The sequence below is a fragment of the uncultured Reyranella sp. genome, from assembly GCF_945957355.1.
GTDB lineage: Bacteria > Pseudomonadota > Alphaproteobacteria > Reyranellales > Reyranellaceae > Reyranella.
In genome coordinates this window covers 258,998-274,760 of sequence record NZ_CAMFKM010000006.1, presented here as the reverse complement: position 1 = coordinate 274,760, position 15,763 = coordinate 258,998, and the positions used below count along the sequence as shown (strand labels likewise).

Here is a 15,763-nt window from a genome sequence, read left to right as displayed (position 1 = left end):
CGGCTGGCCGCATGCGGAAGCCAGGCTTCGGCACCGTCAGGCGGCCGGCGACCGGCGCACGAGTGTCCACCAGCCGATCAGCCCGACGATGCCGGTGATGGCGACACCGATGCCGATGTTCATCTGCGTGTCGTGGGGCACGTAGCCCACGAGCAGGGTCAGCACCGCGGCGGTAACCATCTGCACGAAGCCTAGCAGCGCCGACGCTGCGCCGACCCGGTTGGCGGGGACTGCGACCAGGGCGTTTGCCATGGCGTTGGGCATGTTGAGGCCGTTGCCCCAGCCCATCAGGACCAGCGGCACGATCAGCGCGAGCGGCGTTATGTAGCCCAGGGCGGCGGTCGCGATCATCGCCAGGGCGCCGATCGTGAGAACGATCTGCCCCACCGGAATCAGGATCAGGCTCTTCACCCGGCCCTGCAGGCGGCTCGAGACCAGGCTGCCGACGACGAAGTTGCCGGCCCAGGCGAGGGTGAACCAGCCGAAGGTTTCGACGGCCACGCCCATCACCTGGATCAAGAGGATGGGGCCACCCGAGAAGAAGACATTGAAGCCGGCCGAGGCGCAGGTCGTCGCTGTCATGAGGCCGATGAAGCGGCGTTCGCGCAGGACGGCGCGGAAGCCGTCGAGATAGTCGCGCACCACGCCGGTCGTGCGCGGGGCGGCCTTGGGTGCGGTCTCGCCGACGATGCGCCAGACCATGACGAGCACGGCGATCCCGCAGGCGGCCGTAAACCAGAAATTGCTGCGCCAGCCGAAGAAGCCGAGCAGCTGGCCGCCCAGCAGCGGCGAGAGCGCCGGCGCCAGCGCCATGGAAGAAGCCATGTAGCCCATCGCCCGGGGCGCTTCAGGGCCGGTGCGGCTGTCGCGCACGATGGCGCGGCCCAGCACCACGCCGCCGCAGGCGCCGCACGCCTGCACCAGACGTGAGGCGATGAGGGTCTCCACTGTCGGACTGATCGCGCAGCAGACGCTGCCGATCGTGAACACGACGAGGCTCGCCAGCAGCATGGGCCGCCGGCCCAGATTGTCGGAGAGGGGACCCACGGCCAGCTGGGCAAAGGCAAAGGCGAACAGGTAGATCGAGAGCGTGAGCTGCGCAGTGCCGTAGGCGACACCCAGGTCCTTCGCGATGGTCGGCAGGGACGGCAGGAAGATGGTCAGCGCCATCTGCGAGGATACGGTGGCGCTCATCAGCAGCCAGATCGGCGGTTTGGTCGTGCGCATACGCGGTAATTTCACATGTCCGCGAAAGGCGGAGGCTGGGCTCATAGCAGCCTTCGGCCGCGCCGGGCAGTGCCGACCGGCGGAGGATCGAAGAACGAAACGGGGCTCGGCGTCCGTGTGTCAGATGGCCGTCGGACACGCGCTACATTATCATGATGTCGCCGCTACGGTCATTGAGGCGAAACCCGGCAGGCATTGTTTCAGGGCGCCAGCGCATAGCGAATCAAGGCGATGCGCGCTCCCGATGACGAACTGCTTGAACTAGACCTTTGTTGCGCCCGAGATTCGACCTGACATGTCCGTCGATGTAACCATCCTGAAACTGAGCGCCTGTTTCGACCTCAGTCGAGGGGGCGCCTATTTTCCTAGCCCAGGACATCGACTCCTCTTGCAGCTGTTTCGCGGTTCGGCCAACATCCCAGCATGGTTTCAAGTTCCGGGCGTGCAGTCTCCCCCTACAGGGGCCTCCCATCGAGGCAATTCTGGAAGACGGGCGTGCGAGAGGCGATCGCGCCGCCAGACAATTTCTATCGCAAGAAGTTCGCGATCGATCCGTCGATGCAGATCATGACGGCGGGTAGCTGCTTCGCCCAGCATATCGCGACTCACCTGAGGAAGCGTGGCTTTTCGGTAATCGACGAAGAGCCTGCGCCGGCGCATCTTCGCGATCGTACGGCCAAGCAATTCGGCTACCGCACCTACTCTGCCCGCTACGGCAACATATATACGGCGCGGCAGCTGCTGCAATTGTTGCGCGAGGCGTCCGGCCGCTTCCATCCTCAAGATATCATTTGGGAGAGGGGCGGGCGGTTCTTCGATGCCTTGCGGCCGGCCGTCGAGCCCGACGGACTTGAGTCACCCGAGGAAGTGCGGGCTCATCGCCTCGACCATCTGGCGCGCGTCAATAGCGCCGTCAAGAAGGCCGATCTCCTGATCTTCACCTTTGGCCTGACCGAAGCGTGGCAGCATACGGCGAGCGAGACTGTTTATCCGACAGCGCCGGGCACGATCGCCGGTTCCTTCGATCCGACCCAGCACAGTTTCGTCAACTTTGCCTACGAGCAGATTCTTGCGGATTTCAGGCACGTGCGACGCTTCCTGAAGCGTCGGCGGCCGGAGATGAAGTTTCTCGTCACGGTATCGCCGGTGCCGCTCGCGGCAACCGCTGAAGATGCGCACGTGCTCAGCGCGACGATTCATTCGAAGTCGATTCTTCGCGCCGTCGCGGGCGCGCTGGCGACTCGGTTTGAAGATGTCGACTACTTTCCTTCTTACGAGCTGATCTCCACGCCGTTCTTCGGGAACTTCTACGACGAGAGCAAACGGGAAGTGACGTCTGAAGGTGTCGACATGGCGATGGCGACCTTCATTCGGGAGCATGGCGGCGTCTCCCCGACAGCCAAGCCCGAAGTTGATCTGGAAGGTCGGGGGCAGCCACCTGCCCGAAGCGCGCTCGTTCCCGCCCAGGACCCCGAGGCGGCAATATGTGAGGACATCCTGCTCGAGGCCTTTGCTCCGTGAGCCGCAAATTCCTGCTCGTCGGCAACTCGCATTTGGCGTGCGTAAAGGTTGCAATGGATATTGAGCCCGGACTTCTGGGCGGACGAACCGTCGACTATGTGGCGTTCAACCAGATTGACGCGGCAGATTTTGACGTTGTCGAGGGTATCATCAAGCCGCCGACCAACACTTCCGCCATTCCAGCGGACGCTCGATTGGGAGAGGCCCGCGCCACCGACTACAGCGGTTTTGTGATCGTCGGTATGGGCCTGAGCATCAATCTTCTGGCCTCGATCTATCTTTCGCATCGGCTCCTCGCGCATCATCGCCAAGGGCTCCATCTCCTCTCTCGTGCCGCGTTCGACTCGGCCGTCGCGGAATCGATCCAGAAGCTCGGCGTAAATTCGATCATTGCAAAGCTTCGTGCCGCTACGAATGTTCCCGTGCTCCTCGTGCCGGAGCCGTTGATGAACGCAGAGATCGCCAAGGACGAACGAGGCGCTGATGTGTGGACCGGCGAACACACTCCTTTCCTCGTCGAGCGGTACATCTCGTCCCTGCACCAGGTGTTCGACCCGGTGGTCGACCTCCTGGAGCAGCCTCCGGAGACGATAGACGGCGTGTTCACGCGCGCAGAGTACGCTTATGGCGGCCTAAGAAGCCTGACGAAGCGCGACAAGCGCGGCAATCCCTGGCGCTATAAAGAGGATCACCGCGACTACCGGCACATGAACGAGCAGTACGGTGCCATCATTTGTCGTCGGATCGAAAACTGGCTGACAAGCCGAGGCCTGTGAGGCGCGTGACCTCGAGGGCATCGGATGAGGCCGCTCGATCGTCCTCCCCGGTTCGGTCGATCGACGGGCGGTAGGAGACAACGGGTGAGATCACGAGGGCCTCGTCGTGAGCGGCTACGCGCTCCCTGATCCGGGCGAGCCCGAGGGGGCCTCATCGGCAGCCAGATCGGCGGTTTAGTCGTGCGTATCCGCGAAAGGCGGAGGCGGGTTCATGGCAGCCATCGGCTCCGCCGGACAGTGCCGCCCTCCATCAGGCGGTTGGCAGCCGTCCCTGGGCCGAGAGGCTGCCGTCGGCGCCGCGTTGCATCGCCACGATCTCGCCGCTGCCGGGAAAGACCTGGCTGAGAGCCGTCACCACGATCTGATGCGTGACGAACACCGTCGGCCCGGTGAGGTCGACTTGTCCGATCCACTGCCGCAGCGCCTCAATCTGAGCGGTTTCGCGCGACCGGTCCTGAAAGAATGAATTGAGCAGCGGTTGCGGGCGCACCTCACCCAGTTTCATCAGGCTCGCTGTGTCGAGGCAGCGGCACCACTGGCTGGAGTAGACCTCGGCGGTGGCGATGCCGTTGGCGCGGAACAGGTCGCCGATCCGGACGGACTGCGCTCGGCCCTCGGCCGAGAGATTGCGCTGTGCTGCGCAGTCGTCGAGGCGAAAGCCCGGTGGGTCGTTTGTGCCGGGCGCCGTGGCATGACGGATCAGGGCGAAGGATCCACGGCGGCGCAAGGTTGCCCACGGATCGCTCTCGGCTGAGACGGAACGACCGCTGGCCCCCGTTGTCAGGGCCAGAAGGCCGGCCAGGACGGCGCGCCGCGATGGGCTTGCTGTTCCAAATCCAGAATTGGGTCGCGCCATCCGATGGACCCGCAAATTCCCCTTCGGTCCGCCCCGCTCGCTGCGCGATGACATCTATGCCGCTACGTCCGGCTTGCGTTCAAAGTAGCGTCGCTGGTCATCCTGGATTCCCGCGATGACGGCTTCCTCGTCGTATGAGGTGACACCCGCATAGTTGGCGGCGACCTTTAAGAACGCGGGCAGGTTTGAGGCCGCCTTGTCGTAGGAGATCAGGAGTAGCGGATGTTCCGTTGATGCGGCGAGAGCCGCCATTCTCGTGTAGACTTTAACAACTCGTTCAAGGAGCAGCACCAGATCCTTTTTGCGAACAATCGCCTTTCGAGCGGCGACCGACAGCGGCTCCTTGAAAATCATGACGGCGTGCGGATTGGGAACCATCTGCGCCACCGCTTCGAGCTGACTTTCGATGGCTGGCAGCTTCCATCCCCAGACCGAATGGAGGTAGCAGAACTCTTCGACGGTCGTCTCTAGCGTTCTCCGGTCCCGCGCCGAGAAGGCGCGCATCAGATCGGAGTGCTCAAGGCGAATGGTGAGCCTGTCATCGGGATCGCGAGTAAAAGGCACGCCCAAGCGGTAAAATACTGAGGCTGCGAACGACGTCCCGCCTCGTGTAGGACCGCAGATGATGATGGACTTGCGCTCGGTAGTCTTGTGTTCGTTCTTGATGAGTGCGCCCGCAAACGAACTGTCGATCACCGCCTCCCCCTGCATCGAGCCATTCAATCACGAAAGCGCGGCTCAGTCGATCAACCCCCAGCGAGGACCGGAGAGCAGCGTGTGCCGAAAGCGTTGCATAAGGAAATGGCGACGTTGAGCCCTTTCGGTGTCGGTTGGGGCGGGTGCTTTTTTACACCAATGCTTCCGATATCTTGATAGCGAGCAGCACAGAGAGGCACGTAAGCTCAGGTTGAGGACATAGGATGAAAGACCGGCCAACTTCCAATTCCGAGGGCTTGCCTACTGCGAAGCTGCTGAGGCGTCAGGCACGCAAAGCCGAAAGGAAAAGGAAGAGAAGGGTCGATGTGGCTCGACCATTCGTCGAGTTTGAGCAGGTTGCGACTCGCCCATTGGCCCGAGCGATGAGAGTGCTCGCCGAGCCTCTAAGTCTGCTCTCGCCGCGTGTCAGGCAGGTCGGATCGGAAGGAAGGCGGCAGGAACGTCATCTGTCTCCGCCGCAACAGGGAGGTGCTCCGATTTGGCGGCGGAGCGATGGCCGGTTGACGTTCTTCAACCTCGATCCGGACAGCCGCTATGTACTCGCGGAGGAGGACGCACGTCCGCTCGAAGTCGAGGAGATCCCGAACGCCCTGGTGTCCAGACAGAGGGACCCGACATTGCCGCCGCGCACGTTTTCCGGCGGTGTGTATCGCAATGGCGGGCACATCGTGCCCGAGTTCCTGGAACAGGATGCGCTGACGCAGCACCGTTGGAACAGGCGCATTAACGCCCCTGTATTGGAGCGTGCCCGTATCGAGGAAGCCGACAGCATCCATGACACCTGCGTCTATCTCGGCCGCTGGTCTCACCATTTCGGTCATTTTCTCCTCGAGTCCCTGGCGTGCGCCTGGTACCTAACGAAGGCTGATCATTCGATCCCGCTTGTGTTCCACAGCTGGGCCGACCGGTTGATCGTGCCTCCCTTTGCATCGGCCATCCTGAAGGCGCTGAACGTGCAGCCGTCCCGGATCAAGGTCGTTGCCACGCGCGATCTCAGGGTAAGCAATCTCATCCTGCCGTCCTCTCAATTCTGGCCGGGCGTCTGGGCTTCGCCCGGCATGTGCACCATCTTCGATCACTTGAGGGAGCGGATGCTGAAATTCCGCCTCGGCAATGGACGGACGCCCGAAAAGGTCTATCTCAGCCGGCGGGCTTTCGGAGCAGAGCGTGCCGCCGTTCGGCCTGAGGCTGTGATCCGCAATGAAGAAGAGGCAGAGACCTTCTTCCGTGGGCAAGGCTATGAGATTCTGCAGCCCGAACTGCTGGCGTTCGAGGAACAGGTCGCCATCGTCGCCAATGCGACGCACGTCGCCGGGGCATCGGGTTCTGCGCTGCATATGATGCTCTTCAACGCCAATCCGCAGGCCAGGCTGATCGAGCTCCGCACCAGACCCGCCGTCAACCAGTTGCTGATCGGCGCCATCCGAGGTTACGAGGGCTTTCACGTGTCGAGTCTCGCGGAAGGCGGACTGCCCGACCAAATGCTGCTCGACATGGATGTGGTCGAACGGGCAGTGCGCGAGATTGGCTGAAACAGCCTGAGGGCTTTGCCCGGCCTTGCCCCCAGTTTGCTGCGGGGAGGTGCATTGCACGCACCGATTTGCCGGTTTCGTTCCTGTCCACCAACGACGCTGAAATCAAGAAAGAGAAATGAAATCAGAGAGGTAAGTGGTGGGCGCTGTAGGGATTGAACCTACGACCCCACCCGTGTGAAGGGTGTGCTCTCCCGCTGAGCTAAGCGCCCGGAAGCGGGGCGTATAGGGCAGGCGGGCGTGGTCGTCAACGGGCCGATGCGAGTCGGGCCAGCGCCTGGGGCAGGGCGTCGAAGCGGTCGATCACGGCATCGGCACCCAGTTCGCTCGCGGGCCTGGCGGTGTAGCCCCAGCTCACCAGGACGGCCGGGATTCCGGCGCCGCGGGCGGCCTCTGCATCGTGCGTCGAATCGCCGATCATGACGGCGCGCCTGGGATCGCCGCCCATGCGCTCCAGCAGCATGAGGATGTGGCGTGGGTCGGGCTTGCGCACCGGGAAGCTGTCGGCACCGGCCACGTCGCTGATCGGCGGCATCAGCTTCAGGTGCTCGAGGATCATGCGCGAGGGCTTCTCGAACTTGTTGGTGCAGACGCCCTGCTTCAGTCCGAGGCCGGCGAAGGATTCAACCACGTCGGCGACCCCGGCGAATGCGGTGGTATGGCTGATCGGGTCGGCCTCGTAATAGCGCACGAACTCGCGCGTCACAGTGGTCAGCGCCTCGTCGTCCAGGGACTTGCCGTGCTTGGCGAAGGCCTTGCCCATGGTGACCTTGCTGCCCTGGCCCATGAAGATCCGCACATCGTCCTCGGTCACGGGCGGCAGGCCATGGTCTGCAAGGACGTTGCTGACCGCGAGCTGCATGTCCTTGGCGCTGTCGATCAGGGTACCGTCGAGGTCGTAGAGGACCGTGTCGAAACGGGCGGCGATGAGTTTTCCGGCATCTGTTTGCATGCTCGTTCCTCTACCACATCCGCCTTGCCCGTCCGCCAGCCCCATGGCATCCGACAGGCATGAAATCACCCATTGCCGTGGTCGTCCTGGCAGCCGGTGCCGGCACCCGCATGAAGTCGAGGCTGCCGAAGGTCCTGCATCGGCTGGCCAACCGGCCCATGGTGGCGCACGTTCTGGCCAATGCAGAGGCGCTGAAGCCCAGCCTCGTCGTCGGCGTGGTCGCGCCCGGCGCCACCGGGGTGGCAGAGGCTTTTGCGCCGCATCCGACGGTGGTTCAGACCAAGCCGCTGGGAACGGGGCACGCGGCCAAGGCGGCCCTCGGCGCCCTGAAGGGGCATGACGGGCCGGTGCTGGTCGTGTTCGGCGACGCGCCGCTCGTGACGACGGCAAGCCTGCGGAAGCTGGTCGCGGCCTGCCGCAAGGCCGGAGCCGCCGTCGGCGTACTGGGCTTCATTGCCCGCGATCCTACGCCCTACGGCCGCCTGATCGTCCAGGACGGCGAGTTGGTGAAGATCGTCGAGAGCAGGGATGCCGACGAGACCGAACGGACGGTCGCTTTCTCCAACTCCGGCGTCATGTGTATCGACGGCAGGCTGATCGCCTCGCTGCTCGGCGCCATACGCAACGACAATGCGAAGCGCGAATTCTACCTGACCGATGCCGTGCGTCTGGCCCGTGAAGCCGGCCGCAGGGCGATCGCCGTGGCGGGCGATGAGGCTGAGTTCCAGGGCATCAACTCCCGGGCCGAGCTGGCGGCGGCCGAGCAGGCGCTGCAGCAGCGGCTGCGCGCCGCCGCCATGGCGGGCGGCGTCACCATGACCGATCCCGGCACGGTCTGGCTGTCAGCCGATACGAAGTTCGGCACCGACGTCGCGATCGGTCCCAACGTGCGTTTCGGGCCGGGGGTGAGTGTCGGATCGGATACCGTCATCAATGCTTTCTGCGACATCGAGGGTGCGCGCATCGGCAGGGGCGTGCTGGTCGGGCCGTTCGCCCGGATCCGGCCGGGCTCGGAGGTGGCCGACGGCGTCCACATCGGCAACTTCGTCGAGCTCAAGGCGACGCGGATGGCGAAGGGCGCCAAGGCCAACCACCTGGCCTATCTGGGCGATTCCGACATCGGGGCGGGCAGCAACATCGGCGCTGGCACGATCGCGGTGAACTACGACGGCTACGGCAAGCACCGGACGATCATCGGCGCCGACGTGTTCATCGGCTCCAACAGCTCCCTGGTGGCGCCGCTCAAGGTCGGCAGGGGCGCCAACGTGACGGCGGGCAGCGTGGTGACGGAGGACGTTCCGGTCGGCGCCCTGGTCTTCGGCCGCGCCCGCCAGGTCACGAAGAAGGGGCGCGCGGCGGCGCTTCGTGCGAAACTGAAGGACCGCGCCGCGGCCCTCAAGAAGGCTGCGGCAGAACGGTCCGGCAAGAAATAGTCCCCTCTCTCGGTCGAGACAGATCCCATGTGCGGCATCATCGGCATCATCGGCAAAGCGCCCGTCACGCCTCTCCTGGTCGACGCGCTGAAGCGGCTCGAATATCGCGGCTATGATTCGGCAGGCATCGCCACCCTGGTGAACGGCCATATCGACCGGCGCCGGGCCGAGGGCAAGCTGGTGAACCTCGAGGCGCGGCTGAAGGACGATCCGCTCAAGGGCACGATCGGCATCGGCCACACGCGCTGGGCGACGCACGGCAAGCCCTCGGAGCGCAATGCCCATCCGATCGCCACCGACCGGGTCGCGGTCGTTCACAACGGCATCATCGAGAACTTCCAGGAGCTGAAGGAGGAGATGGAGGCCGAGGGTCGCCGCTTCGACAGCGACACCGACACCGAAGTCGTCGCCCAGCTCATCACGTCCTATCTCGAGCGGCAGATGTCGCCCGAGCAGGCGATGGGCACGGCGATGGAGCGGCTACGCGGCGCCTTTGCGCTCGCCGTCCTCTTCAGCGGCCGCCACGATCTGCTGATGGGTGCGCGCCGCGGGAGCTCACTGGCGGTCGGCTACGGCGACGGCGAGATGTATATCGGCACCGACGCACTGGCACTGGCCCCGTTCACCAAGCGAGTCAGCTACCTCGAGGACGAGGACTGGGTCGTGGTCACCCAGGATGGCGCAAAGGTCTATCAGGGTACCACCGAGGTGAGGCGCGAGATCCGGCAGACCGGTCTCAGCGGCGCCATGATGGGGAAGGGCAACCATCGCCACTTCATGCTCAAGGAGATCTACGAGCAGCCGGCGGTGATCGGCGATACGCTGCAGAGCTATATCGACCCGGCGAGCCGGACGGTCGCGCTCCCGGCGCTGCCGTTCGACTGGAACAAGGTGAGTCGCATCACCCTGACGGGCTGTGGCGGTGCGTTCTATGTCTGCATGGTCGCGAAATACTGGTTCGAGCAGATCGCGCGCCTGCCGGTCGAGGTCGAACTGGGCTCCGAGTTCCGCTACCGCGCGCCGCCGCTGCCCGAGGGGGGCGTCTGCATCGCCGTCTCGCAGTCGGGCGAGACGGCCGATACGCTGGCGGCGGTGCGCTACGCCAAGGCGGAGAAGCAGACCGTGCTCTCGGTCGTGAACGTGCCGGAAAGTGCAATCGCCCGAGAATCGCATGTCGTGTTGCACACGCTGGCCGGCCCCGAGATCAGCGTCTGCTCGACCAAGGCCACAACCACGCAGCAGACCGTTCTGCTGGCCGCGGCGATCGCGGCGGGGCGCGCCCGGGGCACGCTGTCGGCGGCCGACGAGGCGCGTTACGTGGCCGCGCTCATCGAGCTGCCGGCACTGATCAACGAGGCGATGAACATGGAGGCACAGTACCGGCAGATCGCCGACCATGTGCTCGCCGAAGCGCGCGATGTGCTTTATCTGGGCCGCGGCACCTCCTTCCCGGTCGCCCTCGAGGGTGCCCTGAAGCTGAAGGAGATCTCCTATATCCACGCCGAGGGCTACGCGGCCGGCGAGATGAAGCACGGGCCGATCGCGCTGATCGACGAGCTGGTGCCGGTGGTGGTCGTGGCACCCAACGATTCACTGTTCGACAAGACGGCATCGAACTTCGAGCAGGTGAAGGCGCGTGGTGGCAAGCTGGTGCTGCTGAGCGACGCCGCCGGCGTGGCGCGCCTCGGCCCGCACGCGGTCGCCTCGCTCACGCTGCCGTCGGTCGACCCCGTCGTGGCACCAATCCTCTACACGGTCCCGGTCCAGTTGCTGGCCTACTACACGGCGGTCGCCAAGGGCACCGACGTCGACCAGCCGCGCAATCTCGCCAAGAGCGTCACCGTCGAGTAGCGCTCTCGGGCGGGCGCAAAAAAAAGCCGCGGGCCTTTCGGACCCGCGGCTTTCGATTTCCAGGAATGCTTAGCGCGTGCCCTGCGGCAGGCCCGGCGGTGGACCGGAGGGCGCCGGAGCCGGTTGGCCGCCGCGCGGCTGGGGCTGAGCCGGCCGGGGCTGCGCCGGCTGCTGGGCCGGCATCATCGTCTGCACGATGGCACGGATCTTCGCGGCTTCCGCCTCCTGCGCCTTCTTGAACTCTTCCTCGCTGATGAAACGGTCCTTGTTGAGGTCCATCTCTTCGAACTGTTTCAGCGCATAGCCGCTCAGTTCGACGCGGTCGATCTGGCCGTCCTTGTTGGTGTCGATCTCGGCGAACTTGCGCATGGCGATCTTCTTGCGCATGTCGAACGGCAACAGGTTCTTGGCCTGCGGCCCATCCGCCGGGCCGGCCAGAATGACGTATTCCGCGCCGCTGATCTTCGTGTCCTTGTTCTTGTCGAGCTGGTCGCCCTGCCGCAGCTGCATGTCCATGAACTCGTTCAGGGTCATCATGCCCTGCCGGCGACGGGCCTCGGCCTGCTGGCGTTCCGCCGCCTCGCGCTGCATCGCGCGCTGGATGATCAGGCGAACCTCGGGCTCCGTGACCTTGTTGTCGCGGTCGGTGTCGTAGTTGTTGAATTCCGAATGGACCAGCGCCTCCGCCTCGCCGCGGTCGACGACGCCGTCGCGGTTCGTGTCGAGATTCTGGAACTCGGCGCGGGCGCGGGTGCGGCGCTCCTCGAGCGGCGGCAGGCCCGGCGCATCGGCGGGCGTCACCGGCGGTTCGACGACCTTGATGAACTCCTCGAGCGAGAGCTTGTTGTCCTTGTTGGTGTCGAGCGTCTCGAAGGACTTCATCCGGTACTTCAGGAATTCGGCACGGGTGATCTCACCCTTCTTGTTGACGTCAATGTCGACGAACCACTGGGGCAGTGGAACTGCGCCGCCGGGGGTGGGTGCCGCGGCGGCGGCCGGCGGCGTCGCGGCCGGCGGAGCCGCGGGCTGCGCGGGGGCAGGAGGAGCCGCCTGGGCCGGCGGACGGTTCTGGGGCCAAGCCTGGGTCGGCGGAGTCTGTGCCATGGCCGGGATGGCGAGGCAGGCCGCAGCAGTCAGGAAGAGGGTCGAGCGGAACATGCGATTCATTGCGGTGAGCCCGCTTTTGGAAGGGGAGTTTTCGTATCGGTTGCAAAGAGCGGCATGTCAATGTCCGCTAACCAAAGCCAACCTGCGGCGCAATCGCGCCGAAAGCATGGCATCGTTCCATTTGAGTTGCGTGTTCGCGCGGGATGAGCCATCGTAATTGAAATGCAGACTCCGAAGAAGGGTCGCAAGTACTTGGGAGGACAGGGTAATTTCGCCACGTCGGCGCGTGTAATGCGCTGGCCAGCGGAATCCGCATTCACATGGCAGGACCAACTTCATCCCGCGGCTCGCCGCTGCTCAGCGTGCGCGACGTGTCTGTCCGGTTCGGCGGCATCGTCGCCCTCGACGGCGTAACCTTCGATGTCTTCGGCGGCCAGATCGCCGGGCTGATCGGGCCCAATGGCGCCGGCAAGACGACCCTGTTCAATTGCCTGAGCCGGCTTTACACGCCCAATAGCGGCGACGTGCAGTTCGAAGGGCGGACCATCCTCGACCAGCCCCGGCACGCCATCCCCCGGATCGGCATCGGGCGGACGTTCCAGAACGTGGCGCTGTTCGACAAGATGTCGGTGCTCGACAACGTCAAGGTCGGTTGCCACAGCGTCAGCTCGACCAGCTTCTTCGAAAATGCCGTGCGGGTTCCCAAGGTCAAGGTCGAGGAGGAGGCGATCACCAGGCGCTCCCTCGAACTGATCGAGTTCATGGATCTCGTGCCCTTCACCGACGCCATGGCGGGGCCACTGCCGTTCCCCATCCGCAAGAGGGTCGAGCTTGCCCGTGCGTTGGCGTCCAGCCCCAAGCTGCTGCTGCTCGACGAGCCGGCTGCGGGTCTGAACCACGACGAGATCGAGGTCCTGAAGAGCCAGATCAAGCGCGTTCGCGACCTTCAGAATGTCACCGTCCTGCTGGTCGAGCATCACATGAGCCTGGTGATGTCGGTGTCGGACAAGGTGGTCGCGATCGATTTCGGCAGGAAGATCGCCGACGGCACGCCCGCCGAAGTGCAGCGCGATCCGGAAGTGATCCGCGCCTACCTGGGGACCGCGTAATGGTTGCACTTCTGGAGGTGAGCGGACTGAAAGCCTTCTATGGCCAGACCCAGTCGCTCTATGACGTCAGCTTCGAAATCCCGACCGGCGGCATCACCACGCTGCTGGGCGCCAACGGCGCCGGCAAGACGACGACGCTGCGGGCGATCTGCAACATGGTCCGCACCGACGGCACGATCCGCTTCGACGGCAGGAACATCCGCGGCATGGCGACGGAAGAAATCGTCCGTCAGCGCATCGCCCATGTACCCGAAGGCCGCGGCACCTTCACGACGATGACCGTTGACGAGAATCTCCGCATCGCCGCCTATACCCGCAAGGACAAGCAGGCGGTCAAGAACGAGCTGGAGAGGGTCTTCGCCTATTTCCCGCGCCTCAAGGAACGCATTCAGCAGCAGGCCGGCACGCTGTCGGGCGGAGAGCAGCAGATGCTGGCCATCGCGCGGGCGCTGATGCTGAAGCCGCGCCTGATGCTCCTCGACGAGCCGTCGTTCGGCCTGGCGCCGCTGATCGTACTGGAAATCTTCCGCATCCTGCGGCGCATCAACGAGGAAGAGAAGGTGAGCATCCTGCTGGTCGAGCAGAACGCGGCTCTCGCTCTCGACCTCGCAACGCACGCCTACGTGCTCGAAACCGGCAAGGTCGTCATGTCGGGTCCCTCGGACGTCGTGAAGAACGACGAGAACGTCCGCAAATCCTACCTCGGCTACTGAGGCAGACGTAATGGAACAGTTTCTCCAGCAGATCGCCTCCGGCCTCGCCAATGGCGCCATCTATGCCTGCGTGGCTCTCGCGCTGGTCATGATCTACGTGTCGACCGATCACATCAATTTCGCCCAGGGCGAGATGGCGATGTTCAGCACCTACATTTCCTGGCAGCTCATGGACTGGGGGATGAGCTTCTGGCTCGCCTTCATCCTCACCGTGCTGATCTCCTTCGCCATGGGTGTCCTGATCGAGCGGCTCATCCTGAGGCCGCTGCACAACGCCCCGGTCCTGTCGATCATCGTGGTGTTTATCGGCCTGCTGGCGATCTTCAATTCGATGGCCGGCGCCTTCTGGAGCTACCTGATCAAGGAATTCCCGTCACCCTTTCCCAAGGCCGAGTTCGGCATTGCCGGGGTGATCGGGCCCCATCAGCTGGGCGTGGTCCTGGTCACGCTGATCGTCCTGGGACTTCTGTTCGTCTTCTTTCGCTACACGCCGCTCGGCCTCGCCATGCGTGCGGCGGCGCAGAACCCGCAGATGGCACGGCTGGTGGGCGTCCGCGTCGACTGGATGCTGGCCCTGGGCTGGGGCCTCGCGGCCTCGGTGGGGGCGGTGGCGGGCATCATGGTCGCCCACATCGTCTATCTCGAGCCCAATATGATGGGCGGCATCCTGCTCTATGCCTTCGCGAGCGCCCTGGTCGGCGGCATCTCCAATCCGGCGGGCGCGGTGGCCGGCGGCTTCATCGTCGGCATCCTCGAGAACATGGTGGCCTACGCCGGCAACCAGATCGAGAAGGCGACCGGCATCTACATCATCGGCAACGGCGAGAAGCTCACGGTGGCGCTGATCATCGTCATCTTCGTCCTTACGGTAAAACCCGCCGGCCTGTTCGGCCGGGTCGTCGTGAGGAGGGTCTGATCATGGCCGCCTCGTCGAAGAAGTGGGTGCTGGGCGTCATCGTGCTCGCGGTGCTGGTGCCGCTGCTGCAGCCGGTCTTTCCGGAGGTCGTCTCCGACTATCGCCTGTTCCTGGTCAGCACGATGATCATTGCCGCGATCGCGGTGCTGGGGCTGAACCTGCTCACCGGGTTCAACGGCCAGTTCTCACTGGGCCACGGCGCCTTCTACGCAGTAGGCGCCTATACCGCCGCCATCCTGATGGACAAGCTGAACGTGCCCTATTGGGCGACGATCCCGGCGGCGGCCATCGTCTGCTTCATCGTCGGCTACCTGTTCGGCCTGCCGGCGCTCAAGCTCGAAGGTCACTACCTCGCGCTCGCGACCTTCGCGCTCGCTCTCGCGGTACCCCAGATCTTGAAATACAAGTGGCTCGAAGGGTTGACCGGCGGCGTGCAGGGCATCGTGCTGATGAAGCCGGAGGTACCGTTCGGCCTGCCGCTCAGCGAAGACCAGTGGCTCTACTATTTCTGCCTGCTGATCATGATCGTGCTGTTCTGGGGGGCGGCGAACCTGCTGAACAGCCGCAGTGGCCGCGCCATGATGGCGATCCGCGACCAGTATCTGGCGGCCGACACGATGGGCATCGACACGGCGCTCTACAAGACGGTGACCTTCGGGATCAGCGCGGCCTATACCGGCATCGCCGGTGCGCTGTCGGCCTCCGCAATCGCGTTCGTGGCGCCCGACAGCTTCGGCATCTTCCTGTCGATCAAGTTCCTGATCGGTCTCGTGGTGGGCGGCATCGGTTCGCTGTTCGGCTCGGTGCTCGGCGGCATCTTCTACGTGCTGGTCGACAACTCGGCGCAGTCCCTGACCCAGTTCATCCGCAACGACCTCGGCCTGCCGTTCGATCTCTCCGCCTACACGGTCTTCGGCGTGCTGCTGATCGCCATCATCTATCTGATGCCGATGGGCATCGCCGGCGGGCTGTACATGGCCTACCGCAAGCTGCGGGGTGCACGGGCGTAACCCGGGCCCCTTGTCCGAAAGTCGCCGGAAGGCGGCCTTCTTT

The 15,763-nt window shown here is 64.4% G+C and carries 14 protein-coding genes and 1 tRNA gene; 9 read left to right on the top strand and 6 right to left on the bottom strand.

Annotated elements, in window-relative coordinates:
* Positions 1-36: 36 nt before the first annotated feature.
* On the bottom strand, positions 37-1,227 hold the full coding sequence (locus tag Q0Q48_RS12785; protein WP_295138104.1) for a multidrug effflux MFS transporter: 1,191 nt from the start codon (positions 1,225-1,227) through the stop codon (positions 37-39).
* Positions 1,228-1,722: 495 nt separating this feature from the next.
* Between Q0Q48_RS12785 and Q0Q48_RS12780 the strand changes: the two genes are divergently transcribed.
* Both Q0Q48_RS12780 and Q0Q48_RS12775 read left to right on the top strand, forming a co-directional pair.
* Positions 1,723-2,748: a GSCFA domain-containing protein gene (locus Q0Q48_RS12780; protein ID WP_295138102.1), complete on the top strand. Its 1,026-nt coding sequence runs from the start codon at positions 1,723-1,725 to the stop codon at positions 2,746-2,748.
* The gene (locus tag Q0Q48_RS12775; RefSeq protein ID WP_295138100.1) at positions 2,745-3,524 is read left to right on the top strand and encodes a hypothetical protein; all 780 of its coding nucleotides are present in this window, start codon (positions 2,745-2,747) and stop codon (positions 3,522-3,524) included. The genes Q0Q48_RS12780 and Q0Q48_RS12775 overlap by 4 nt, the downstream gene beginning before the upstream one ends.
* 250 nt (positions 3,525-3,774) lie before the next feature.
* Here the strand turns inward: Q0Q48_RS12775 and Q0Q48_RS12770 are convergent, their stop codons facing one another.
* Complete coding sequence (locus Q0Q48_RS12770; RefSeq protein WP_295138098.1) at positions 3,775-4,251, bottom strand: histidine phosphatase family protein; 477 nt, start codon at positions 4,249-4,251, stop codon at positions 3,775-3,777.
* A 183-nt stretch (positions 4,252-4,434) separates the two neighbouring features.
* Positions 4,435-5,076, bottom strand: a complete 642-nt coding sequence (locus Q0Q48_RS12765) for a hypothetical protein (protein WP_295138096.1) — start codon at positions 5,074-5,076, stop codon at positions 4,435-4,437.
* Positions 5,077-5,597: 521 nt separating this feature from the next.
* On the opposite strand from Q0Q48_RS12765, the gene Q0Q48_RS12760 reads away from it, so the two are divergent.
* On the top strand, positions 5,598-6,629 hold the full coding sequence (locus Q0Q48_RS12760) for a glycosyltransferase family 61 protein (protein ID WP_295138095.1): 1,032 nt from the start codon (positions 5,598-5,600) through the stop codon (positions 6,627-6,629).
* 137 nt (positions 6,630-6,766) lie between these two features.
* Here Q0Q48_RS12760 and Q0Q48_RS12755 read toward each other — a convergent pair.
* Together Q0Q48_RS12755 and Q0Q48_RS12750 are read right to left on the bottom strand one after the other, a co-directional pair.
* Positions 6,767-6,841 (bottom strand) — tRNA-Val (locus Q0Q48_RS12755).
* A gap of 35 nt (positions 6,842-6,876) precedes the next feature.
* A complete protein-coding gene (locus tag Q0Q48_RS12750) occupies positions 6,877-7,581 on the bottom strand; it encodes an HAD-IA family hydrolase (protein WP_295138093.1) in 705 nt (234 codons plus the stop codon).
* 59 nt (positions 7,582-7,640) lie between these two features.
* Between Q0Q48_RS12750 and glmU the strand changes: the two genes are divergently transcribed.
* Positions 7,641-9,014 carry a bifunctional UDP-N-acetylglucosamine diphosphorylase/glucosamine-1-phosphate N-acetyltransferase GlmU gene (gene glmU, locus Q0Q48_RS12745; protein WP_295138091.1) on the top strand — a complete coding sequence of 458 codons (1,374 nt, stop codon included), beginning with the start codon at positions 7,641-7,643 and terminating at the stop codon, positions 9,012-9,014.
* Positions 9,015-9,041: 27 nt separating this feature from the next.
* On the top strand, positions 9,042-10,865 hold the full coding sequence (gene glmS, locus Q0Q48_RS12740) for a glutamine--fructose-6-phosphate transaminase (isomerizing) (RefSeq protein ID WP_295138089.1): 1,824 nt from the start codon (positions 9,042-9,044) through the stop codon (positions 10,863-10,865).
* Between the two features lie 69 nt (positions 10,866-10,934).
* On the opposite strand, the gene Q0Q48_RS12735 is transcribed toward glmS, so the two are convergent.
* Positions 10,935-12,032, bottom strand: coding sequence for a hypothetical protein (locus Q0Q48_RS12735; RefSeq protein ID WP_295138087.1), 1,098 nt, complete (start codon positions 12,030-12,032; stop codon positions 10,935-10,937).
* 260 nt (positions 12,033-12,292) lie between these two features.
* Between Q0Q48_RS12735 and Q0Q48_RS12730 the strand changes: the two genes are divergently transcribed.
* From Q0Q48_RS12730 to Q0Q48_RS12715, 4 genes are read left to right on the top strand one after another with little or no spacing between them, the layout of a single operon-like run.
* Positions 12,293-13,081 carry an ABC transporter ATP-binding protein gene (locus tag Q0Q48_RS12730; RefSeq protein WP_295138085.1) on the top strand — a complete coding sequence of 263 codons (789 nt, stop codon included), beginning with the start codon at positions 12,293-12,295 and terminating at the stop codon, positions 13,079-13,081.
* Positions 13,081-13,794 (top strand): ABC transporter ATP-binding protein, encoded by a 714-nt coding sequence (locus tag Q0Q48_RS12725; RefSeq protein ID WP_295138083.1) that lies wholly within the window; start codon positions 13,081-13,083, stop codon positions 13,792-13,794. The genes Q0Q48_RS12730 and Q0Q48_RS12725 overlap by 1 nt, the downstream gene beginning before the upstream one ends.
* Before the next feature lie 10 nt (positions 13,795-13,804).
* Positions 13,805-14,710: a branched-chain amino acid ABC transporter permease gene (locus Q0Q48_RS12720; RefSeq protein WP_295138081.1), complete on the top strand. Its 906-nt coding sequence runs from the start codon at positions 13,805-13,807 to the stop codon at positions 14,708-14,710.
* A 2-nt stretch (positions 14,711-14,712) separates the two neighbouring features.
* Positions 14,713-15,720, top strand: a complete 1,008-nt coding sequence (locus tag Q0Q48_RS12715; protein ID WP_295138079.1) for a branched-chain amino acid ABC transporter permease — start codon at positions 14,713-14,715, stop codon at positions 15,718-15,720.
* Positions 15,721-15,763 lie beyond the last annotated feature (43 nt).

Bases quoted from the DNA above. Each gene is read 5' to 3' on its own strand.
- glmU (WP_295138091.1), top strand. From the start codon at position 7,641: ATGAAATCACCCATTGCCGTGGTCGTCCTGGCAGCCGGTGCCGGCACC.
- Q0Q48_RS12735 (WP_295138087.1), bottom strand. From the start codon at position 12,032: ATGAATCGCATGTTCCGCTCGACCCTCTTCCTGACTGCTGCGGCCTGC.
- Q0Q48_RS12750 (WP_295138093.1), bottom strand. From the start codon at position 7,581: ATGCAAACAGATGCCGGAAAACTCATCGCCGCCCGTTTCGACACGGTC.
- Q0Q48_RS12715 (WP_295138079.1), top strand. From the start codon at position 14,713: ATGGCCGCCTCGTCGAAGAAGTGGGTGCTGGGCGTCATCGTGCTCGCG.
- Q0Q48_RS12730 (WP_295138085.1), top strand. From the start codon at position 12,293: ATGGCAGGACCAACTTCATCCCGCGGCTCGCCGCTGCTCAGCGTGCGC.
- Q0Q48_RS12785 (WP_295138104.1), bottom strand. From the start codon at position 1,227: ATGCGCACGACCAAACCGCCGATCTGGCTGCTGATGAGCGCCACCGTA.
- Q0Q48_RS12720 (WP_295138081.1), top strand. From the start codon at position 13,805: ATGGAACAGTTTCTCCAGCAGATCGCCTCCGGCCTCGCCAATGGCGCC.
- glmS (WP_295138089.1), top strand. From the start codon at position 9,042: ATGTGCGGCATCATCGGCATCATCGGCAAAGCGCCCGTCACGCCTCTC.
- Q0Q48_RS12725 (WP_295138083.1), top strand. From the start codon at position 13,081: ATGGTTGCACTTCTGGAGGTGAGCGGACTGAAAGCCTTCTATGGCCAG.